General features: G+C 54.7%; 16 protein-coding genes. 9 read left to right on the top strand and 7 right to left on the bottom strand.

Annotated elements, in window-relative coordinates; translation table 11 throughout:
• Positions 1–12: 12 nt before the first annotated feature.
• The 5 genes from aceE to zwf all read right to left on the bottom strand — a co-directional run bounded on the left by aceE (position 13) and on the right by zwf (position 7,981).
• Positions 13–2,673, bottom strand: coding sequence for a pyruvate dehydrogenase (acetyl-transferring), homodimeric type (gene aceE, locus N7220_RS03835; RefSeq protein WP_283150154.1), 2,661 nt, complete (start codon positions 2,671–2,673; stop codon positions 13–15).
• A gap of 154 nt (positions 2,674–2,827) precedes the next feature.
• Complete coding sequence (gene pgi / locus N7220_RS03830; RefSeq protein WP_283150153.1) at positions 2,828–4,474, bottom strand: glucose-6-phosphate isomerase; 1,647 nt, start codon at positions 4,472–4,474, stop codon at positions 2,828–2,830.
• Positions 4,475–4,679: 205 nt separating this feature from the next.
• Positions 4,680–5,525 carry a transcriptional regulator HexR gene (gene hexR / locus N7220_RS03825; protein ID WP_283150152.1) on the bottom strand — a complete coding sequence of 282 codons (846 nt, stop codon included), beginning with the start codon at positions 5,523–5,525 and terminating at the stop codon, positions 4,680–4,682.
• Between the two features lie 108 nt (positions 5,526–5,633).
• Complete coding sequence (gene pgl, locus N7220_RS03820) at positions 5,634–6,332, bottom strand: 6-phosphogluconolactonase (RefSeq protein WP_283150151.1); 699 nt, start codon at positions 6,330–6,332, stop codon at positions 5,634–5,636.
• A 197-nt stretch (positions 6,333–6,529) separates the two neighbouring features.
• On the bottom strand, positions 6,530–7,981 hold the full coding sequence (zwf, locus tag N7220_RS03815; protein WP_283150150.1) for a glucose-6-phosphate dehydrogenase: 1,452 nt from the start codon (positions 7,979–7,981) through the stop codon (positions 6,530–6,532).
• A gap of 517 nt (positions 7,982–8,498) precedes the next feature.
• Here zwf and edd point away from each other — a divergent pair.
• The 9 genes from edd (at position 8,499) to N7220_RS03770 (ending at position 20,230) form a co-directional block, all read left to right on the top strand.
• Positions 8,499–10,334 (top strand): phosphogluconate dehydratase, encoded by a 1,836-nt coding sequence (gene edd, locus N7220_RS03810; RefSeq protein ID WP_283150149.1) that lies wholly within the window; start codon positions 8,499–8,501, stop codon positions 10,332–10,334.
• Between the two features lie 126 nt (positions 10,335–10,460).
• Positions 10,461–11,084: a bifunctional 4-hydroxy-2-oxoglutarate aldolase/2-dehydro-3-deoxy-phosphogluconate aldolase gene (locus N7220_RS03805; protein ID WP_283150148.1), complete on the top strand. Its 624-nt coding sequence runs from the start codon at positions 10,461–10,463 to the stop codon at positions 11,082–11,084.
• Positions 11,085–11,325: 241 nt separating this feature from the next.
• Positions 11,326–12,321 (top strand): glyceraldehyde-3-phosphate dehydrogenase, encoded by a 996-nt coding sequence (gene gapA, locus N7220_RS03800; RefSeq protein WP_283150147.1) that lies wholly within the window; start codon positions 11,326–11,328, stop codon positions 12,319–12,321.
• 622 nt (positions 12,322–12,943) lie between these two features.
• Entirely contained in the window at positions 12,944–14,053 is a 1,110-nt protein-coding gene (locus tag N7220_RS03795; RefSeq protein ID WP_283150146.1) for a porin, read from the top strand.
• A 323-nt stretch (positions 14,054–14,376) separates the two neighbouring features.
• The gene (locus N7220_RS03790; RefSeq protein ID WP_283150145.1) at positions 14,377–15,519 is read left to right on the top strand and encodes a porin; all 1,143 of its coding nucleotides are present in this window, start codon (positions 14,377–14,379) and stop codon (positions 15,517–15,519) included.
• A gap of 366 nt (positions 15,520–15,885) precedes the next feature.
• Entirely contained in the window at positions 15,886–17,130 is a 1,245-nt protein-coding gene (locus N7220_RS03785; RefSeq protein WP_283150144.1) for an ABC transporter substrate-binding protein, read from the top strand.
• 122 nt (positions 17,131–17,252) lie between these two features.
• Positions 17,253–18,152 (top strand): carbohydrate ABC transporter permease, encoded by a 900-nt coding sequence (locus N7220_RS03780; protein ID WP_283150143.1) that lies wholly within the window; start codon positions 17,253–17,255, stop codon positions 18,150–18,152.
• Positions 18,145–18,999: a carbohydrate ABC transporter permease gene (locus tag N7220_RS03775; protein ID WP_283150142.1), complete on the top strand. Its 855-nt coding sequence runs from the start codon at positions 18,145–18,147 to the stop codon at positions 18,997–18,999. The genes N7220_RS03780 and N7220_RS03775 overlap by 8 nt, the downstream gene beginning before the upstream one ends.
• A 139-nt stretch (positions 19,000–19,138) precedes the next feature.
• Complete coding sequence (locus N7220_RS03770) at positions 19,139–20,230, top strand: ABC transporter ATP-binding protein (RefSeq protein WP_283150141.1); 1,092 nt, start codon at positions 19,139–19,141, stop codon at positions 20,228–20,230.
• 209 nt (positions 20,231–20,439) lie between these two features.
• Here N7220_RS03770 and recR read toward each other — a convergent pair whose 3' ends face one another.
• Together recR and N7220_RS03760 are read right to left on the bottom strand one after the other, a co-directional pair.
• A complete protein-coding gene (gene recR, locus N7220_RS03765; RefSeq protein ID WP_283150140.1) occupies positions 20,440–21,036 on the bottom strand; it encodes a recombination mediator RecR in 597 nt (198 codons plus the stop codon).
• A gap of 100 nt (positions 21,037–21,136) precedes the next feature.
• On the bottom strand, positions 21,137–21,466 hold the full coding sequence (locus tag N7220_RS03760) for a YbaB/EbfC family nucleoid-associated protein (RefSeq protein ID WP_283150139.1): 330 nt from the start codon (positions 21,464–21,466) through the stop codon (positions 21,137–21,139).
• Between the last annotated feature and the right edge of the window lie 13 nt (positions 21,467–21,479).

The raw sequence follows: 21,479 nt of genomic DNA, 5'->3' as shown, positions 1-21,479 counted from the left end.
CTCACACATTTCTCATACTGTCCAGGGAGCCGGACGATCCGCTTCGATGCCGTATTTGGCAATCGCTTCCGCAACCTTGGTCAATGGCAGCTTGCCGTCGTCGGCCAGTGCCTTGAGCGCCGCCACCACCACGTGGTAACGGTCCACTTCAAAGAACTTGCGCAGCTGCTGACGGCTGTCCGAACGGCCAAAGCCATCGGTACCCAACACCACATAACGACCCGGCACGTATTCGCGAATCTGCTCGGCGTAGGTGCGTTTGTAGTCGGTCGCCACAATGACCGGACCCTTGGCATCTTTCAGGCATTCAGTCACATACGGCACCTTCGGCTCGGCCGTTGGGTGCAGCATGCTGTAGCGGGTTGCAGCCATACCGTCGCGCTTCAGTTCGTTGAAGCTAGGTGCGGACCAGATATCCGATTCAACGCCAAAGTCGCTCTTCAGCAATTCTGCTGCAGCGATGACTTCACGGAAGATCGTACCGGAGCCCATCAGTTGTACGTGCAGGTCACCCGTGGCAGCCGCAGGACGGAACTTGTACAGACCCTTGATGATGCCTTCCTCTGCGCCCGCTGGCATGGCCGGGTGGGCGTAGTTTTCGTTCATCACGGACAGGTAGTAATAGATGTTTTCCTGATCCTGATACATGCGCTTCATGCCGTGATGCACGATCACTGCCAGTTCATAGGCAAAGGTCGGATCATACGAAACGCAGTTCGGCACGAACTCGGCAAACAGATGGCCGTGACCATCCTGGTGTTGCAGGCCTTCGCCGTTCAGTGTCGTGCGGCCAGCGGTGCCGCCGACCAGGAAGCCACGAGCACGCAGATCGCCCGCAGCCCAAGCCAGATCACCAATACGCTGGAAGCCGAACATTGAGTAATAGATATAGAACGGAATCATCGTGACGCCATGGTTGGCGTAAGCGGTGGCCGCGGCAATCCAGTCCGCCATGGCACCGGCTTCGTTGATGCCTTCCTGCAGAATCTGACCTGTGGTCGATTCTTTGTAGAACATCAGCTGGTCAGCATCTTGCGGCTCATACAGCTGGCCAACGTGGCTCCAGATACCCAATTGGCGGAACATGCCTTCCATACCAAAGGTACGGGATTCATCCGGCACGATCGGCACAACGCGCTTGCCAATGGCTTTGTCTTTCACCAGTGCGGTCAGAATCCGCACAAACGCCATGGTGGTGGACATTTCCCGCTCGCCGGAGCTTTCCAGCAGGGCTTTGAATGTTTCCAGCGGCGGTACTTCCAGCGGCTCGTTCACCGGATTGCGCGATGGCAGGTAGCCACCCAGCGCGGCACGGCGTTCGTGCATGTATTTCAGTTCTGGCGCTTCAGCTGGCGGCAGGTAGAAGCTGGCGGCGCGCGCTTCTTCATCGGTCAGCGGAATACGGAAACGGTCGCGCAGATGCAGCAAGTCATCAGGCGACAGCTTTTTGGTCTGGTGTGCCACGTTTTGCGATTCGCCCGCCGCGCCCATGCCGTAGCCCTTCACGGTCTTGACCAGCAGCAGGGTAGGTTGGCCTTTATGCTCAACCGCCGCCTTGTAGCCAGCGAAGACCTTGTGCGGATCATTACCACCGCGGGTCAGACGCCAGATATCGTCATCAGACAGGTTGGACACCATATCCAGCAGTTCTGGATACGCGCCAAAGAAGTGTTGACGAACATACGCGCCATCTTTGGATTTGTAGGTCTGGTATTCACCGTCGACCACTTCCATCATGCGTTTTTGCAGCAGGCCGTTCTTGTCTTTGGCCAGCAGGGCATCCCAGCCGGTACCCCAAACAACCTTGACCACGTTCCAGCCCGAACCACGGAAGTCGCCTTCCAGTTCCTGGATGATCTTGCCGTTACCGCGCACCGGGCCGTCCAGACGCTGCAGGTTACAGTTGATCACGAACACCAGGTTGTCCAGCTTTTCCCGGCCAGCCAGCGAAATCGCGCCCAGTGATTCCGGCTCGTCCATTTCGCCATCGCCGCAGAAACACCAGACCTTGCGATCACCCTTCTGTTCAAAGCCACGGTCACCCAGATACTTCATGAAGCGAGCCTGATAGATGGCCATCAACGGGCCCAGACCCATCGACACAGTCGGGAATTGCCAGAAGTTCGGCATCAGCCACGGGTGCGGATAGCTGGAAAGGCCTCCACCGTCCACTTCCTGGCGGAACTTCAGCAGTTGTTCTTCAGAGATACGGCCTTCCAGGAAGGCGCGCGAATACATGCCAGGCGCGCTGTGGCCCTGGAAGTACACCAGGTCACCGCCGTGGTTGTCGCTCGGCGCGTGCCAGAAGTGGTTCCAGCCCACGTCGTACAGGGTGGCGGCAGAAGCGAAAGAGGTGATATGACCACCCAGATCGCCATTGATCTTGTTGGCGCGCACGACCATCGCCGCAGCGTTCCAGCGCGTGTAAGAGCGAATGCGCTCTTCGAAAGTGTGATTCCCCGGGCTTCTGGCCTCAAGGTGAACCGGGATGGTGTTGATGTAAGCGGTGGTCGCGGTATACGGAATATTGACTCCGTCTTCACGCGCATGACCAATCAGCTTTTCAACAAGATAGTGGGCGCGTTCAGCACCTTCGTTTTCCAGCACGCCATCCAGCGCATCCAGCCACTCACGGGTTTCCTGTGGGTCCTGGTCGTGTATCTGCTCTGCCATTGCCATACCTTTTTGATGTAGTTAATGCTGTCCGGGCTTGCGTTGTCCATTCCGAACATCGTCCGGCTCGTGGCCGGGCGACTTCACATTTCCGCTGTGCGGTGTAGTTATCTGCCTCCCCAAAAAATGCGCAATGGGGAGGCAGTGGTGTTGCTTAACGCGGGTTATTGCGTTTGTAGTAATTGACCAGGCCATTGGTCGAAGAGTCGTGCGTAGCCGTCAGGCCTGGCGTGGTCAGATCGGCTTCAATGGCTTTGGCCAGTTGCTTGCCCAACTCAACCCCCCATTGATCATAGGAGTTAATGTTCCAGATGGTGCCCTGAACCATGATCTTGTGTTCGTACAGGGCAATCAGCGCACCCAGGCGACGCGGCGTCAGACGCTGCATCATGATGGTGTTGGTTGGGCGATTGCCTTCAAAGACCTTATGTGGGGTCAGCTCATCTTGTGCCTGACCGGTAATGCCGGATTTTTCCAGCTCAGCGCGTACTTCAGCTTCGTTCTTGCCGCGCATGAAGGCTTCAGTCTGCGCGAAGAAGTTGGCCATCAGAATCGTGCTGTGCGGCTCAGGAATTTCCGGATGCTCGACGCTGGCGATAAAGTCGATCGGCACCATTTGCGAACCCTGGTGCAGCATCTGGTAGTAAGCGTGCTGGCCGTTGATACCGGCATCACCCCACACCACCGGGCCAGTGTTGTAATCAACGCGATGGCCATCCAGATCAACCGTCTTGCCGTTCGATTCCATATCCAACTGTTGCAGATAAGCCGGGAAGCGATGCAGCGACTGGTTGTACGGGGAAATCAGATGGGTGCTGGCACCAAAGAAGTTGATGTACCACACGCCGAGCATGCCCATGATCACGGGCAGGTTCTGTTCCAGCGGCTTGTTCTTGAAATGCTCGTCCATGGTGTAAGCACCATGCAGCAGATCCTGGTAATCATGCTTGCCCAGGTAAATGGCGATGGGCAAACCTATGGCCGACCACAGGCTGTAACGGCCGCCAACCCAGTCCCAGAATTCGAACATGTTGTTGGTATCAATACCGAACTCTGCCACCGCCTTGGAGTTGGTTGAAACCGCAACAAAATGCTTGGCGATATGGCTTTCGTTACCCACGCGATCCAGGAACCACTTGCGCGCGGTGCGGGCATTGGTAATGGTTTCTTGCGTGGTGAAGGTTTTGGACGCCACGATAAACAGCGTGGTTTCCGGATTCAGTTTCTTCAGCGTGGAGACAATCTGGTCGCCATCCACAGTGGATACAAAGTGCATGGTCAGGCGCTGATGGCCGAAGTCTTTCAGCGCGTTACAGACCATAACCGGACCGAGATCCGAACCACCGATACCGATATTCACGATGTCGGTAAAGGCCTTGCCGGTGTAGCCAACGCGCTCGCCAGAGCGGATTTCATCAGAGAACTGGAACATCTTCTCTTTGACGGCGTTGACCTTGGGCATGACGTCTTCGCCATCAACCAGGATCGGGTTTTTGTCTAGATTACGCAGCGCCACGTGCAGCACAGCGCGGTTTTCGGTGATATTGACCTTTTCGCCGGAGAACATGCGTTCAATGCGCTTTTGCAGGCCGGATTCGCGGGCCAGCGTGAACAGCAGTTCCAGGGTTTTTTCGGTGATGCGGTTCTTGGAGTAATCAAAGAACAAACCACCCGATTCCACCGAGAATTTCTCGAAGCGTTTCGGGTCATCCTGGAACATGTCCCGCATGTGCAGCGGAGCGATTTCCTTGAAGTGTTCCGCCAGGGCGAGCCAGGCGGGCGAGCTGGTAAGCTTGGACATCCTATTTCCTTTCTTCCTGTGGCTTCACGTCCGCTTGCCATGAAAGGGGGCGGACTCTGGTTGAATGCCTGTTTTACATGCTTCGTGCTGAAGGTTTTACTGCCGGGGTACTACCGGGATTACCTCGACAGATGTCGGGCAGCGGCGTGGCACCGCCGGCCTGGCTATCTGCTGATGAGTCGTTACCTCATTGATCAGCAAGCGATCAATGGTCGTGCCCGCGCACACGTTTTTCTTTCATGTTGCGCTTCATTTTTTCCAGTTGGTCGATCAGCTCTGGCCCGCGCTTGAGCGCCACGCCAACAGCCAGCACGTCGATGATCACCAGGTGAACAATGCGGGTAATCATGGGCGTGTACAGATCCGGATCTTCCATGGTGTCTGCATACAGGCAAAGCGAACAACGCTTGGCCAGTGGCGATTTGGAGTGTGTAATGCCAATCACGTCGGCGCCCGCATCACGGGCAATTTCTACCGAACGGATCATGTCCAGCGTACGGCCGGAGTTGGAGACCGCTACCACAGCATCGCCCGGTTTGAGCATGGAAGCGCTCATGCCGTGCATATGTGGATCGGTATAGGCTACGGTTGGCACACCAAGGCGGAAAAATTTGTTTTGGGCATCGATAGCCACTGCACCGGATTGACCTTGTCCCCACACTTCAATCTTGTGGGTGTTGGCCAGAACCTTGATGGCTTTTTCCAGTACTTCGGTATCGAGTTCGTTACGACAACGCAAAAGATGCGAAATGTTGTTGTCGAACAGTTTTTTGGCCAGGTCATGAGCGGAGTCGTCAGCCGATACCATCGAATGCACGTAAGGCACACCGGAGACCAGACTGCGGGTCAAGCGCAGTTTGAAATCCTGCAACCCGGAGCAATTGAGCGAACGGCAGAAACGAATGACCGTGGGTTGCGATACGTCGGCCAGATCGGCAATTTGCGCAATAGGCGCATTTGCAACCAGATTGGGCTGGGCCAGTACCAGTTCGGCCACTTTGCGTTCCGATCTGGAAAGGCTGTCGATCATCGTTTTGATGCGTTCGAGCATAGGCGTCTCACTCCATCTCTTTGTATTGGCGGTAGCGTGCCTTTTGGGTATCGCTTCCGCCGATTATGGATACGGGGCTCATTGAGCCCCATATCGGAAAATGACCAATCAAGCTGTCCAGTAAACCAGTTTTTGACCGGTTACTGCATCCAGCACACGCCGGATTGGATATTGCTCTACCACCGGCTTTTGCTCGGCCAGTGCATCTTGCAACAGGGTTTTCTTGCCTTCACCAGTGATATGTACGATCACTTCACGCGCCTTGGCGATGGTGGGCAAAGTCAGGGTGATGCGTTTGTGCGGTGCGACTGGCGGGGTTACCGCAGCGACCAGGGCCTGCGAGGCGCAAGCCGCTTCAAGCTCCGGCGCATTCGGGAACAGGGATGCAGTGTGCCCATCATCGCCCATACCCAGAATCAGTACATCGAATGGCGCGGGCAGGGCGGCAAAGCGTGCTTCGATTTCCGCTTCGCCTTCATGCGGCGTGGCCGCGGCAGACACCGGCGAGACAAAGTGCGCAACAGCAGCATTGCCTACCAGCAGATTCTGGCGCACGGTGCGCTCGTTGCTGTCGGCGTGATCAACCGGCACCCAGCGCTCATCAACCAGCGTGATCCAGACCTTGCTGAAATCAACGGTAGATTCGCTCAATGCCTTGAACATGCCTGCGGGCGTACGGCCACCGGATACGGCCAGCGCCGCTTTGCCGCGTGCCGCAATGGCTGCATTCAAAGCTGCTGCGATGGCACAGGCCAGTTGCTGGTCCAGTTCGTCTTTGCTGCCAAATTCATGCCACACAACGGACATTGGTCATCCTTAAAATCATTCAACAAGCGTAACAACTGGCCGGGTTTTGTGTGCAACACATAAACTTGAACCGGCCAGCTGACGCGTTTTCTGCGTATTTCAGTAGACAGCAGCGCTGCCATATGACCGTGAGATGACGACCCTGTTGGTCAAAATATCCTCGGTCTCATGCAGGCTGACTGCCCTGTAGCGGTAAATCAGTGCTCTTCGTGCCAGGCCAGACCATCACGCGACAACAAAGCCGACGCTGCCGCCGGGCCCCATGTGCCTGCGGTGTATGGCTTGGGGGCTTCGGTGCTGCTGCCCCACGAATCGAGAATCGGCTCGACCCAACGCCACGCGGCGCGTTGTTCGTCACGACGCACAAACAGCGAAAGATCGCCACGAATCACGTCCATCAACAGGCGCTCGTAGGCTTCTGGCGAGCGGGTCTTGAAGGTTTCCTTGAAGTCCAGATCCAGGTGGACTGGACGCAGGCGCACCTGGTTGCCAGGCTCTTTGGCCATCAGGTACAGACGTACGGATTCATCCGGCTGCAACTGGATGACCAGACGGTTTGGCGTATGCATGCGGCCAAAGATGGAAGTTGGCGTTTCACGGAAGTTGATGACAATCTCGGCCATTCGTTCTTGCAAACGCTTGCCGGTACGCAGGAAGAAAGGAACACCAGCCCAGCGCCAGGTCTGGATTTCAGCCTTGAGCGCAACGAAGGTTTCTGCGGTGGAGCCTTCCGGTACGCCAGGCTCGTCCTGGTAAGCCGGAACAGGCTTGCCATTGATCGTGCCAGCGCGATATTGACCACGTACAACCTTGGTGTGCACATCTTCCAGGCTGAGCGGCTTGAGTGCGCGCAGAACCTTGAGCTTTTCGTCACGAACGGCATCGCCGTCCATGGTGGCTGGTGGTTCCATCGCCACAATGGTCAGCAACTGCAGCAAGTGGTTTTGAATCATGTCGCGCAGCGCGCCGGTTTTGTCGTAGAAATCCGCACGGGTTTCCACGCCGACTTGTTCGGTCACGGTGATTTGCACATCACTGATCCACTCACGGCGCCACAGCGGTTCCAGCAGCGTGTTGGCAAAGCGCAAGGCGATCAGGTTCAGAACCGGCTCTTTGCCCAGGTAATGGTCAATCCGGTAAATTTGATGTTCGTTAAAGTACTCAGCAACCGCATCGTTGATTTCATTCGACGATTCGAGGTCGTGGCCGAGCGGCTTTTCCAGCACAACGCGGGAGTTGCCTTTGTTCAGGCCAACCGAAGCCAGATTCTTGCTGATGATGGCAAACAGGTCCGGCGCGGTGGAGAAGTAAAACACGCGAGCACGGCCAGTTTCCTGGTTCAGCAGTTCGGCCAGGGCAGGGTAATCATCGGCGTTGTTGGCATCGTTGCGCAGGAACGAAATGCGGCTGGCGAACTCGGCCCATACGTTTGCTTCGTAGTCGCTACCCAGATAGCCCTTGGCCAGTCCATGCGCCTTGTCCAGATAAGCGGCTGTGTCGCTGGCGCTGCGGCCCAGACAGATAATGCGGCCGGCTTTAGGCAGATTGCCGTCACGGTGTTGGTGGTACAGGGCCGGCAACAGCTTGCGCATCACCAGGTCGCCGGTGCCACCGAACAGCACCATGTCGAAAGCATCAATAGGGGTCATATCGGGCGTTCCTTTCCTTTTATGCGAGAGGCGTGAAGACCTCTCGTTTTGCTGTAAACAGCCTGTAGGCTGTTTCAAATGAAACCAGAATCCTTGTGTGCGCCTGGCACGGCGAAACGGACACGGCAGCATCATCAGATGGTGTCGGCGCTATGCATGCACCAAACCTGATTGCTGCTGCCGTTATTGCGACTTTCTGGCGCGCGGGAAATTCAACTATGCTGCAAATTACCCAAGCCGGATATTCGAAAGACTTTGTAATCTTACTACACGCTCAAACACCCGCGCAAACGGTAAAGAAGCCTCTTCTCGCAGACCGCAGCAACGAGTAATGTCATGGGGGTAATAGCCCGCTCTGGCTGGCTTATGCTGCAGTGCAGCAGCACCATTTTGTGTCATAGTGTTGGTTGATGCGCAGGGGTGATTGTAGTAAAACTACGCTTCGGCAACTATTTCAATCCTGGGTCGGTTGTAGTGTTAATCCGGTCCGTGGCGTTCCCCATTTCGGAGTCCTGCAATGCCAGCTGTCAGTCCTGTGCATCCTCGGCTCGCCGAGGTTACCCGGCGTATCGTTGAACGAAGTCGCGAATCCCGCGAGCGCTATCTTGCTCGCCTGGATGCCGCCGCTAGCAAGGAGCCGCTGCGCAAAGGGCTTGCCTGTACCAATCTGGCGCATGCATGGGCTGCGTCGCCAGAGGGCGACAAGATCATGATGCGCGAAATGCGCCGCCCGAACGTTGCCATTGTCTCTTCCTACAACGACATGTTGTCGGCGCATCAGCCGCTCGAAACCTATCCTGCCATTATCAAGAAAGCTGCCCACGAGGCGGGTGCCACGGCACAGTTTGCTGGCGGTACGCCAGCCATGTGCGACGGCGTTACGCAAGGTCAGCCAGGCATGGAGTTGTCGCTGTTCAGTCGCGACGTCATCGCCATGTCTACCGCAGTGGCGCTGTCCCATAATGTATTTGATGCAGTTACTCTACTGGGCGTCTGTGACAAGATCGTTCCGGGCTTGTTGATCGGGGTCTTGCAGTTCGGTCATCTGCCTGCGATTTTTGTCCCGGCCGGCCCGATGACCTCAGGCATCGCCAACAGCGAGAAAGCGAAAATTCGTCAGTTGTTTGCCGAAGGCAAGTGTGATCGCACCGAATTGCTGGCTTCTGAAGAAGGCTCCTATCACGGAGCGGGTACCTGCACCTTTTACGGCACCGCCAATTCCAATCAAATGTTGATGGAGATCATGGGTCTGCATCTACCAGGTGCAGCGTTTGTTCATCCAAATACTCCGCTGCGCGATGCTTTGACTGCAGCAGCAGGTCGCCGTGCCGCACAAATTACCAATGTAGGTAATGAATACATTCCCGTTGGCCGTCTGGTCGACGAAAAAGTCGTGGTGAATGGCATCGTCGGGTTGCTGGCGACCGGTGGCTCAACCAACCACACCATGCATCTGACTGCTGCAGCGCGCGCTGCTGGCATCATCATTGACTGGAGCGATTTTGATGACCTGTCGGCCGTGGTGCCGCTGGTGGCCAAAATCTATCCGAACGGCACTTCTGATGTAAACCAGTTCCATGCCGCCGGTGGTATGCCATTCTTGACCCGCGAACTGCTCAAGGGCGGTTATCTGCACGAAGACGTGCACACCGTGATGGGTTTTGGTTTGCACCGCTACGCACAAGAGCCATTCCTGATCGATGGCAAGCTTGAATGGCGTGATGCGGATACCGAATCCGGTGACGAAGGTGTTTTGCGTCGTATCGAGAGGCCATTTAGTGCCGACGGCGGCCTGCGTTTGCTGGACGGCAATCTGGGGCGTGCCGTGATCAAAATCTCTGCAGTGAAAGCAGAGCATCGCCTGGTTGAAGCTCCGGCAATGGTGTTCCATGATCAAGATGAAGTGCTTGAGGCATTCCAGCGCGGCGAAATGGAAAAAGACGTCGTGGTTGTGCTGCGCTTCCAGGGGCCGCGTGCAATCGGCATGCCCGAACTGCACAAACTGACCCCAGTGCTTGGTGTGCTGCAGGATCGCGGCTTCAAAGTGGCACTGGTAACCGATGGCCGTATGTCCGGCGCTTCCGGCAAGGTGCCGTCGGCTATTCACATTACGCCAGAGGCATTGGCGGGTGGCCCGTTGGCCAAATTGCGTTCGGGTGATGTGATTCGTCTGGATGCCGAAGCTGGCGTTTTGCAAGCCAAGGTTGATTCTCAGGTCTGGGCCTCGCGGGAGCGGGCCGAGGCCGATCTGACCGCGCACCAACATGGTATGGGTCGCGAACTGTTTGCTTCTTTCCGTCAGGCTGCCACAGGCGCGGAAGAGGGAGCCCTTTCTCTTGGCTTGGCGCACTGATCGTCAACTGGAAAGGGTGGTCGGGGGCGTAACCTGTCAGAGGCTTTATCCCGTTGTGCCAGATTTTGGGATTGGCAGGTGCGCATTGAGGTACTAACACGCAACACTTATAAGAAAGTCAGGATCATGCAAATTCGAGAAATCATGCGCTCCTGCCCGGTGATGCCGGTGCTGATTATTGAAAAGACCGAACACGCGGTCCCGTTGGCCAAAGCGCTGGTCGCAGGCGGTATCCGTGTACTTGAAGTGACGCTGCGCACTGACGCCGCACTCGAGTCCATCCGTTTGATTGCCGACGAGGTACCTGATGCCATTGTTGGCGTCGGCACCGTGGTTCGCCCGGAACAGTTCGCACAGGCCAAGGCCGCTGGCGCCAAGTTCGCGGTCACGCCTGGTCTGACCGAAACACTGGCAGCCGCCGCGCGCGCCGCGGACATTCCGTTGCTGCCTGGCGTGATGACGCCTTCAGAAGCGATCGCTGCTCTGGAAATGGGTTTTGACGCACTTAAGCTGTTCCCGGCAGAACAAGCTGGTTCTTACGGCATGCTCAAGGCTTTGGGTAGCCCGTTGCCGCAAGCATTGTTCTGTCCTACTGGTGGCGTGACGCCGGAGTCGGCGCCCAAGTTGCTGGCACTGCCGAACGTCGGTTGTGTGGGCGGCTCCTGGCTGGCGCCAAAAGACAAAGTGGCTGCGGGTGATTGGGATGCTATTACTGCATTGGCTCGCGAAGCCGCCAGTTTTCGCCCATAAAGGTAGATAGCTAGCAAACAGCCTGGCGATATGTTCCTTCGCCGGGCTGTTTGTTCTTGCATATTGTTGTCATGGCTTTGGGCTAAAGTGCTGTGTAGTGACGGTTAGTCGCAGATGTAACTGATCGGGTTGTATTTGCCGCCATAGCCTATACATATGACACATATGATTTCTGTTTGGTAAGGTTGCTCGTTATTGAACAATCAACCTTTTGTTTATTAACAAATAGCTGGTGGAATATATGACTATCAAAGTGGGTATCAACGGTTTTGGCCGTATCGGTCGCATTGTTTTTCGCGCGGCACAAGCTCGTCCCGACATTGAAATCGTTGCAATCAACGACCTGTTGGACGCGGAATACATGGCATATATGCTGAAATATGACTCTACCCATGGTCGTTTCAACGGCACGGTAGAAGTAAAAGATGGTCATCTGGTTGTAAACGGCAAAACCATCCGTTGTACCGCTGAGAAAGACCCGGCTAACCTGAAATGGAATGAAGTCAACGTAGATGTGGTTGCAGAAGCGACCGGCATTTTCCTGACTGATGAAACTGCACGTAAACATATTCAGGCTGGCGCCAAAAAAGTTGTGCTGACTGGCCCTTCCAAAGATGACACCCCGATGTTCGTCATGGGTGTAAATCACAAGGCCTATGCAGGCCAGGATATCGTTTCCAACGCATCTTGCACCACCAACTGTCTGGCCCCTCTGGCTAAAGTCATTAACGATAACTTCGGTATCGTTGAGGCGCTGATGACAACGGTGCATGCCACTACCGCAACGCAAAAAACCGTTGATGGCCCATCGCATAAAGACTGGCGCGGTGGTCGCGGTGCTTCCCAGAACATCATTCCGTCATCGACTGGTGCCGCTAAAGCAGTTGGCAAGGTGATCCCGGAACTGAACGGGAAAATCACCGGCATGTCGTTCCGCGTGCCGACCCCGAACGTATCGGTGGTTGACCTGACTGCTCGCCTGGCCAAGCCGGCAACCTACAAGGAAATCTGCGCGGTCATGAAGGCTGCGGCAGAAGGTGAGATGAAGGGTGTTGTCGGTTACACCGAGGACGACGTGGTCTCCACCGACTTTAACGGCGAAATCTGCACATCGGTATTCGATGCCAAGGCAGGTATCTCGTTGAACGACAACTTTGTGAAGCTGGTTGCCTGGTACGACAACGAAACCGGTTATTCCAACAAAGTGCTGGACCTGATTTCGCACATCGCCAAGTAATTTGGAAGTAGTTGCGGGGTAGGAAAAAGGGCGACGACATGTCGCCCTTTTTTGTTTTCTATCACCACTTCCTGGCATTGCAGGGCGATGTACGTCTGCGAATGATGTGCGCTATCGGCGCTCGCGCAACCGAATGGCCGTAGAGCAACAGAATCGTCTGGCACTCCGGCCAGCACGCTTCCCCCGGCATGCCTCGTAAAATAGATGACGTGTTTAGGATTTCAGCGGCCAAGCCAAAACGATGTAATACCAATTAATCAGCATTTGATGTTGTTGGGACGGGCGGACGCTCTGGCGGCTATTCGTACCGCTGGGAATGGAAATACATAGATAAACATGGCTCTTTTATTGTCAAAAAATGTTTTAAATCAAAGATTTTTTTATATTCCAGTTATGTACACACCAATCTGGTGCCATCCGCCGGAATGTGCTTGCCCCACTCGTAATACCACTTTGTTGTACTTATAAGACATTTCCTGGTTTGAAGCCGGACGTGGTTTGCTTCGCCTAAATGAATTCACTTATGCTTTGTGCAGAGCAAAGTTCACGTCATCATTCGTGGCGGTTCTTTGTCGTTGCTCAAGCTGGTGAATAACCAACTTCCAAACTAGGAGACCTATAAATGTTTAAGCGTGCTCTGATTGCTGCTGCGGTTACCGCTGCTGTTGCCGCCCCGGCCTTTGCGGACGTTACCATCAGCGGTTCCGCTGAAATGGATATCTTTGTCCGTACCCACCAAGCTTCTTCCCAGAAAAATGCGAACGACGCAGGTAGTTCCGCTGTTCTGAACGAAACTGACCTGATCACCAACTTTGACGGTTCCGACAAGCTCGATTCCGGCAGCAAGCTGATTTGGCACATTTCGCAAAAAGTGGCTACTCCTTCCACAACCGCATGGGGCGCTCGTGAAGCCTACATCGGTCTGACTGGTGATTGGGGTACTTTCCGTTCGGGTCGCGTGTTCGCACCGTCTTACCTGGCTCTGGATGCATTCCAGTGGGGCGCGGGTAACCTGTGGGAAGATTACGGCGCAAACGCTGTATGGTTCAAAGAAGCTCTGGCATACACCACACCTGACTTCGGTGGCTTCGGCGTGCAAGTTGCTTATGACCTGGGTACCAAAACTGCTCAAGGCCAAACCTGGGCTCTGGACGCAATCGCTACCTATAACGGTAACGGTCTGAGCCTGGCTGGTGGTTATCAGCAACAGAAGGGTGTTGCCAATGGTGCCGGTGGTACTTCTGGCTTCAACCAGGATGATGCTTTCAACTCCGGCGGCGACACTGGCGTGAAGCAAGAGTTCTACTTTGCTCAAGGTAACTGGGACATTGGCAGCGGCTTTACTGTTCGTGCAGGCTGGAAGCACAACAAGTGGTCCAATGACAACAACATCGCAACAGTAAGCTCCTTCACCACTGCTGAAAACGACCAGTTCTTGCTGGCCGGTGCATACAGCTGGGGTAAGAGCTCCGTTGCTCTGGGTTGGCAAGATATCACCAACAGCAAAACCAACGGTGATAAAGACAGCAACCACGATCTGGACCAAATCTTTGGCCAGTACACCTACGGTCTGTCCAAGAACACTGTGGCTTACGTCCAAGGTCGTTACCACAAGTTCAAGGATAGCAACACCCGTCCGTACGTTGCTGCTAACTGGCAACTGGATGGCACATCGCCAAGCGGCACCGACAACGGCGCACGTCTGCTGATCGGTACATGGACTGGCTTCTAATCTGAATTTTATTCAGGTTTCAGTCTAAAAGGAGGGCGACGAAAGTCGCCCTTTTTCCATTTCAAGTGTTGCACTTCTGGGTAGGCAGCTTTGCCGGTCTGCAGGGGTGATATTTGAGAAAGGCGCAATAACCAAATGAATTTATTGGTTATTTTTTGAAATAATTTTTTGCAATTGTGTAAGGTGTGGTCTTTTTTAACATTGTCCTGGTGAAAGCGAGTCTCTTAATCTGCGCAGCAACTAGCAAGGTTGGCGTCATTTTTTAGCCAGGGCTTGCTGGTGCATAAGTTGCACACCGCTTTTCAAAAACCAGGAGAAAAACCATGTTCAAGCGCGCTCTGCTTGTTGCCGCACTGACCGCAGCTTTTGCTGCACCTGCTTTCGCTGATGTTTCCATCAGTGGTTCTGCAGAAATGGATATCTTTGTCCGTACGCATCAAGACTCTTCGCTAAAAGCGGACGGAAGTTCCTCTTCTGCTGCAGGCAATGAAACCGATTTGATTTTGAATTTTGATGGCTCCGATAAACTGGACAATGGCAACAAGCTGATCTGGCGGGTTTCGCAGAAAGTTGCCACGCCAGCCACGGCGGCTTGGGGCTCACGCGAGGCTTATATCGGCTTGACCGGTGATTGGGGTACTTTCCGCTCGGGTCGAGTATTCGCGCCTTCTTACCTTGCCCTGGATGAGTTCCAGAACGGTGCCGGTAACCTGTGGGAAGATTACGGTGCAAATGCGGTATGGTTCAAGGAAGCTCTGGCATATACGTCGCCTGATTTCGGCGGTTTCAATGTCCAGGTTGCTTATGACCTCGGTACCAAGAACTCCGATGGTCAGGCTTGGGCTCTCGATGCAATCGCAACGTACAAGGGCAATGGCCTGAGTTTGGCTGGTGGTTACCAGAAGCAGAAGGGCTTGGCCCAGGCGGATGGAGCCAATGTTGGCAATGTTACGTTTGATACTTTGGCCTGGAATCAGGATGACGCCTACTCGCCAAGCTCGGGTGGTTTCTTCGGGAACGACATTCAGCAAGAGATGTACTTTGCCCAAGGTAATTGGGATGTTGGTAATGGCTTTAGTCTGCGTGCTGGCTGGAAGCACAACAAATGGGTTGCTGATGGCTGGTACCTGACTAATGGTCGTGAAGCTACCTCGTCGAATGATCAGTTCCTGCTTGGCGGTGCTTATAGTTGGGGTAAGCAATCCATTGCCTTGGGCTGGCAAGACGTAGTTAATAGCAAGGTCGGCGGTGAAAAAATCAACGACATGAATATGAACCAGCTCTATGGTCAATACACCTACGGTATGTCCAAGAACACCGTTGCCTATGTGCAAGCGCGTTACATGAAGTTCAAGAGCGAAGATGCTCGCCCATTTGCAGCTGCAACCTGGCAACTTGATGGCGTAGCATCCAGTGGCACCGACAACGGCGCTCGCGTGCTGATCGGTACCTGGACTGGCTTCTAATCTGAATTTATCTTCGGATTGTTAGACCCCAAAAAGGCGACATAAGTCGCCTTTTTTTGCGTCCACTCGCCCGTCAAGCCACCCAAATTGGCCACGATGGAAAATGCACATCGCATGGAGATCTGCAGCAGAATTCATAATTACCGGAAATTGTGTTTTTCGCGAATCTTAATAACTGTTTCTTTTGCGCATCGACCTTAACCTTGAAGTTGAGGATTTATGTCGTTTTCCGGCAAAAACTAAGGTAATCGCCCTACATATCTGCCCTGGTCAGGAGTTCACCTGATTTCGGTCAAACCTGAGCCCCCCTAAATTCCTGTACGCGGGCTGCCATGGGGTCGCCCGTAGCCTAGGAGACCGAAGAAAATGAAAACTTTGCGTATGACGCTCTGCGCAGCGGCTTTGTCCGTTGCATGCGCTGCCAATGCGGCTGAGGTAGAAGTTCTGCACTGGTGGACTTCCGGCGGTGAAGCAAAGGCCGCTGGCGAGCTGAAGAAGATGCTCGAAGCCAAGGGCGATAAGTGGAAGGATTTTGCAGTTGCTGGTGGTGCAGGTGATAACGCCATGACCGCGCTGAAGACTCGCGTTGTGTCCGGCAATCCGCCAGCAGCAGCTCAAGTGAAGGGCCCGGCCATTCAAGAGTGGGGCGATCAAGGTGTGTTGGCCAACATCGATGATGTAGCTAACAAAGAAAACTGGAACAAGGTTCTGCCACCGGTTGTGCAAAATGTAATGAAGTACCAAGGCCATTACGTTGCTGCACCGGTGAACGTGCACCGCGTGAACTGGCTGTGGGTGAATCCGGATCTGCTGAAGAAAGCAAATGCCAAGGTTCCGACCACATGGGACGAATTCTTCAAGACTGCTGAAGCACTGCAAAAAGCCGGCGTCCAGCCAGTTGCTTACGGTGGCCAGCCATGGCAAGACGCAACCGTATTCGAGGACGTGGTTCTGGGTACTGGTGGTGCGGCATTCTTCAAGAAGTCCTTTGTTGATCTGGACCAGGCTAGCCTGAAGAGCCCGACCATGATCAAGTCTCTGGAAACATACAAGAAGATCAAGCCATTTACCGACAAGAACGCTGCTGGCCGCGACTGGAATCTGGCAACTGCCATGGTTATCAATGGCAAAGCCGGTATGCAGTTCATGGGTGACTGGGCCAAGGGCGAGTTCCTGGCTGCAGGCAAGGTACCAGGCAAAGACTTCGTGTGTGTACCTACACCAGGTTCCGCCAAGTCCTACACCTTTAACATCGACAGCTTCATCTTCTTCAAGCTGAAGAACGCTGACGGCGCCAAGGGTCAAAACGATCTGGCTGAAACTCTGGTTAGCCCAGACTTCCAGCAAATCTTCAACCTGAACAAGGGTTCGATCCCGGTTCGCCTGGATGCAGACATGTCCAAGTTTGACGATTGCGGTAAGCAATCGGCCAAGGACTTCGCTGCTGACAACAAGTCCGGCACCCTGGTTCCATCCTTTGCTCACGGCATGGCAATGCATTCCGCCACGCAAGGCGCCATGTACGACGTTATTTCGCAATTCTGGAATGACGACAACATGACCGCTCAGCAAGCTGCTGCAAAACTGGCTGCCGCTGCCAAGGTTAACTAATCCCGCGCGGTCACAAGACCGCAAGGATGGTTGATTCTCAGCAGTTGTAGCTCGTAGTAACCCTCTTGTGCCGGTCCCGGCGCAAGAGGGGGCTCCACCCCATCGTACATCGGAGATTTGTCATGATTCAGTCGACCCGGCCAGCTCAGTATGGCTTTGCGGAACGCTGGCTTCCGCGGCTTGTGCTTGCCCCGTCGTTCTTGCTGTCGCTGGTATTCATTTATGGCTTTGTGGCCTGGAATGGTTATCTGTCGTTTACCGCATCGCGTTTGTTGCCCAACTATGAATGGGTTGGTTTTGCTCAATATGCGCGTCTGTTCGCCAATGAACGTTGGTGGGTAGCGGTCGAGAACCTGTTTAAGTTCGGTATTCTGTTCATTGGCGTCAGCATGCTCGTAGGCATTTTGCTGGCTATTTTGCTGGATCAGAAAATCCGTGCTGAAGGTGCGTTGCGCACTATTTATCTTTATCCGATGGCCCTGTCTTTCATCGTGACCGGTACTGCCTGGAAGTGGATGTTGAACCCGGGTCTGGGTCTGGAAAAGATGTTCCATGACTGGGGCTGGACCAGCTTTCAGTTTGACTGGTTGGTTAATCCGGATATGTCGATTTACACCATTGTGATCGCCGGTATCTGGCAATCCTCTGGTTTCGTGATGGCCCTGTTCCTGGCTGGCCTGCGTGGTATTGATGATTCGATCATCAAAGCAGCCCAGATCGATGGCGCCTCACTGCCACGTATTTACTGGAAGATCATTTTGCCGGCCATGCGCCCGGTGTTCTTCTCCACGCTGATGATTCTGGCTCACATTGCCATCAAGAGCTTTGACCTTGTGGTCGCATTGACTGGCGGTGGTCCTGGCTTCTCTTCCGATGTGCCGGCGACTTACATGTACGCGATGGCGTTTACCCGTGGCGAAATGGGGCTGGGCTCTGCCAGCGCCATGATGATGTTGCTGACTGTGTCTGCGGTCATCGTGCCTTACCTGTATTCCGAACTGCGCCGAGGCCGTAATGCATAACAAGAACTTTTCCCGCTTCCTCGTTTACGCGGTCCTGATTTACTTCGCTGTTTACTATCTCTTGCCGCTGTATGTCATGTTGACGACTTCGGTGAAGACGATTGATGAAATCCGCGTTGGTAATCTGTTGTCGCTGCCGATGCACATCACTTTTGACGCCTGGCGCAAAGCCTGGGGTACCGCGTGTACCGGTGTTGAATGTACCGGTCTGTCCACGTACTTCTGGAACTCGGTACGCATGGTGTTCCCGGCGGTGATCATCTCCACCTCCATGGGCGCGATCAACGGCTATATTTTGTCCAAGTGGAAGTTCCCGGGCTCGGAAGTTGTATTCGCCATGCTGATGTATGGTCTGTACATTCCGTTCCAGGTGCTGTTGCTGCCAATGGCCATGACTGAAGGCTGGATGGGCATTGCCAGCTCCACCACTGGTCTGGTGTTTGTGCACGTGGTGTGTGGTATTGCTTCCACCACGCTGTTCTTCCGCAACTTCTACGTGGGTATCCCGGATGAACTGATCAACGCCGCACGGCTGGATGGCGCAGGTTTCTGGCGCATCTTCTGGCGCATCGTGCTGCCGATGTCGGTACCTATCCTGATGGTGACCTTCATCTGGCAATTCACACAGATCTGGAATGACTTCCTGTTCGGTCTGGTGTTCTCCTCCGGTGGCTCGCAACCCATCACCGTGGGCCTGAATAACCTGGCTAACACTTCAACCACCGTGAAGGAATACAACGTGGATATGGCAGCCGCTATCATTGCAGCGTTGCCGACCATCTTCGTTTACGTGGTTGCAGGTAAATACTTTGTGCGTGGGCTTTCCGCCGGCGCGGTCAAGGGTTGATCCAGGGTTAACCCGGAACAGCCAAACCAGATACACCGACGAAAGCTACACCATACAAAACTGGCTTGATGCGTATTCAACAAGACGCATCAAGCCAGTGGCAGTAGCCCGGTACCCGAACTCAGAACTGGAGAAAAAGATGGGCGCACTTGCCATCAAAAACGTAACCAAAAGCTTTGGCGACACACACATCCTGAAAGGGATCGACATTGAGATCGACGACGGTCAGTTCCTGATCCTCGTTGGCCCGTCCGGTTGTGGCAAGTCCACGCTGATGAACATCATTGCCGGCCTGGAAGGCCCGACTACCGGTGAAGTACATATCGGTGGCAAGGTTGTGAACGACGTCGCGCCGAAAGATCGCGACATCGCCATGGTGTTCCAGAGCTACGCGCTGTACCCAACCATGAACGTGCGTCAGAACATCGCGTTTGGTCTGGAAACACGCGGCGTACCGAAGAAAGAACAAGAAGAAGTGATCAACCGCGTCGCCAAGATGCTGCAGATGGATCACCTGCTGGATCGCAAGCCAGGTCAGTTGTCCGGTGGTCAGCGTCAACGTGTGGCCATGGGCCGTGCGCTGGCGCGTGACCCGATCCTGTTCCTGTTTGATGAGCCGCTGTCCAACCTGGACGCCAAGCTGCGCGTGGAAATGCGCACTGAAATCAAGCAACTGCATCAGCGTCTGAAAACCACCATCGTTTACGTGACGCACGATCAGATCGAAGCGATGACGCTGGGCGATCGCATTGCGGTCATGAAAGACGGCGTCATTCAACAGTTTGGCAGCCCGCAAGATATCTACGAGCGCCCGTCCAACCTGTTCGTTGCCAGCTTTATCGGCTCGCCTTCAATGAACTTCGTCGAATGTCATCTGGCGGAGCAAAACGGTGTAGTCGGTGTCAGCCTGACTAGCGATAGCGACGCGCGTTTCTTGCCTCTGCACAAGGGCGAGCGTTTCGCCAAGCGCGTTGGCCAGGAAGTCATTCTGGGGATTCGCCCGGAGCAACTGGACGTGGCACACGGCGACGAAAGCTCGCTGGGTTGCAAGGTGATCCTGACCGAGCCAACCGGCCCGGATACCATGATTTTCACCAAGATCAACGGCAAGGATGTGGTCGCACGCGTTCATCCGCGTGATGCCAAAGGCCCAGGCGAAACCATGCGTCTGGCGCTGGATATGTCCAAGGTTGTGTTGTTTGATCCGAAGACTGAATTGCGTATTGATTGAGGTGGCTGAGCCAGCGTTTGCTGGCTAGCTACCGCTCAAGGTCTTGAGCAGAGCAGCAACTTGGCCCCACAGTGATGTGGGGCCTTTCTTTTGTGCGTTGCGGACGAGCTTTAGTGACGATGAGGTGCTTGAACGAAGCAGAGGGGGAGTGGTGTCGCTTGAAATGTGACTGGTAAAGCCACCGGCCGCAATGGCCTGGCTTGGGCAAACTAAAGTTGCCGCCGCTCCACCAGCGCTTGGGCCAGGGTGCTAGGGTCGACATGTTCCAGCTCGCCACCGACCGGCAAACCACGGGCGATGCGGCTGACTTGCAGCCCGCGTGCGCGCAGCATTTCTGCCAGATAGTGAGCGGTGGCTTCGCCTTCAACGGTGAAATTGGTGGACAGGATGACCTCCTTGACGACGCCATCGCTGGCGCGTTCCAGCAAGCGCGCGAATGCAATATCTTTCGGGCCAATGCCATCGAGCGGGCTTAGCCGGCCCATCAAGACAAAATACAAACCGTGATACGCCAAAGTCTGCTCCACCATCAGCAGATCGGTGGGCATTTCCACCACACACAATTGCTCGTGATTGCGACGCTCATCCGCGCAAATCTCGCAAATCTCGGCTTCGGTAAACGTGTTGCATTTGGCGCAGTGCTTGAGTGTGGCTAGCGCGTGCATGATGGCGTGCGCCAGATCATTGGCACCCGGCTGATCCCGCTGCAACAGGTGATACGCCATGCGGCTGGCCGATTTGGGGCCAACGCTGGGCAGTACGCGCAGCGAATCGATCAGATTTTGCAGGGAAGAGGGTGTGCTCATTGGGGCCAAAGAGGTTGCGGGACGTTGCAAATAACAAAGGGGTAAAGAACAAGGTCGAGGTTTTCTCCTCCCGCCTTGCCCTTTACCCCTCACAACCGAATCAGAATGGCATCTTGAAACCGGCTGGCAAGTTCAGACCAGAGGTGAAGCCGGCCATTTTTTCTTGCGTAGTGGTTTCAACCTTGCGCACGGCGTCGTTCATTGCAGCGGCAATCAGGTCTTCCAGCATGTCTTTGTCGTCTTGCAGCAGCGAGTCATCAATGCTGACGCGCTTGACTGCGTGATGGCAGGTCATCACAACCTTGACCATGCCTGCACCGGCCTGACCTTCAACTTCAACCAGGGCCAGCGCTTCTTGTGCCTTGGCCATGTTTTCTTGCATCTGCTGGGCTTGTTTCATCAGCCCGCCCAAACCGCCTTTGTTAAACATCTGAGTGCTCCTT

The sequence above is a fragment of the Silvimonas soli genome, from assembly GCF_030035605.1.
Lineage (GTDB): Bacteria > Pseudomonadota > Gammaproteobacteria > Burkholderiales > Chitinibacteraceae > Silvimonas > Silvimonas soli.
The sequence above is the reverse complement of the archived record's forward strand: the minus strand, read 5'-3'. Positions and strand labels throughout refer to the sequence as shown.

Coding starts and splice junctions, on each gene's coding strand:
- aceE (WP_283150154.1), bottom strand. CDS start 2,673: ATGGCAGAGCAGATACACGACCAGGACCCACAGGAAACCCGTGAGTGG.
- pgi (WP_283150153.1), bottom strand. CDS start 4,474: ATGTCCAAGCTTACCAGCTCGCCCGCCTGGCTCGCCCTGGCGGAACAC.
- hexR (WP_283150152.1), bottom strand. CDS start 5,525: ATGCTCGAACGCATCAAAACGATGATCGACAGCCTTTCCAGATCGGAA.
- pgl (WP_283150151.1), bottom strand. CDS start 6,332: ATGTCCGTTGTGTGGCATGAATTTGGCAGCAAAGACGAACTGGACCAG.
- zwf (WP_283150150.1), bottom strand. CDS start 7,981: ATGACCCCTATTGATGCTTTCGACATGGTGCTGTTCGGTGGCACCGGC.
- edd (WP_283150149.1), top strand. CDS start 8,499: ATGCCAGCTGTCAGTCCTGTGCATCCTCGGCTCGCCGAGGTTACCCGG.
- N7220_RS03805 (WP_283150148.1), top strand. CDS start 10,461: ATGCAAATTCGAGAAATCATGCGCTCCTGCCCGGTGATGCCGGTGCTG.
- gapA (WP_283150147.1), top strand. CDS start 11,326: ATGACTATCAAAGTGGGTATCAACGGTTTTGGCCGTATCGGTCGCATT.
- N7220_RS03795 (WP_283150146.1), top strand. CDS start 12,944: ATGTTTAAGCGTGCTCTGATTGCTGCTGCGGTTACCGCTGCTGTTGCC.
- N7220_RS03790 (WP_283150145.1), top strand. CDS start 14,377: ATGTTCAAGCGCGCTCTGCTTGTTGCCGCACTGACCGCAGCTTTTGCT.
- N7220_RS03785 (WP_283150144.1), top strand. CDS start 15,886: ATGAAAACTTTGCGTATGACGCTCTGCGCAGCGGCTTTGTCCGTTGCA.
- N7220_RS03780 (WP_283150143.1), top strand. CDS start 17,253: ATGATTCAGTCGACCCGGCCAGCTCAGTATGGCTTTGCGGAACGCTGG.
- N7220_RS03775 (WP_283150142.1), top strand. CDS start 18,145: ATGCATAACAAGAACTTTTCCCGCTTCCTCGTTTACGCGGTCCTGATT.
- N7220_RS03770 (WP_283150141.1), top strand. CDS start 19,139: ATGGGCGCACTTGCCATCAAAAACGTAACCAAAAGCTTTGGCGACACA.
- recR (WP_283150140.1), bottom strand. CDS start 21,036: ATGAGCACACCCTCTTCCCTGCAAAATCTGATCGATTCGCTGCGCGTA.
- N7220_RS03760 (WP_283150139.1), bottom strand. CDS start 21,466: ATGTTTAACAAAGGCGGTTTGGGCGGGCTGATGAAACAAGCCCAGCAG.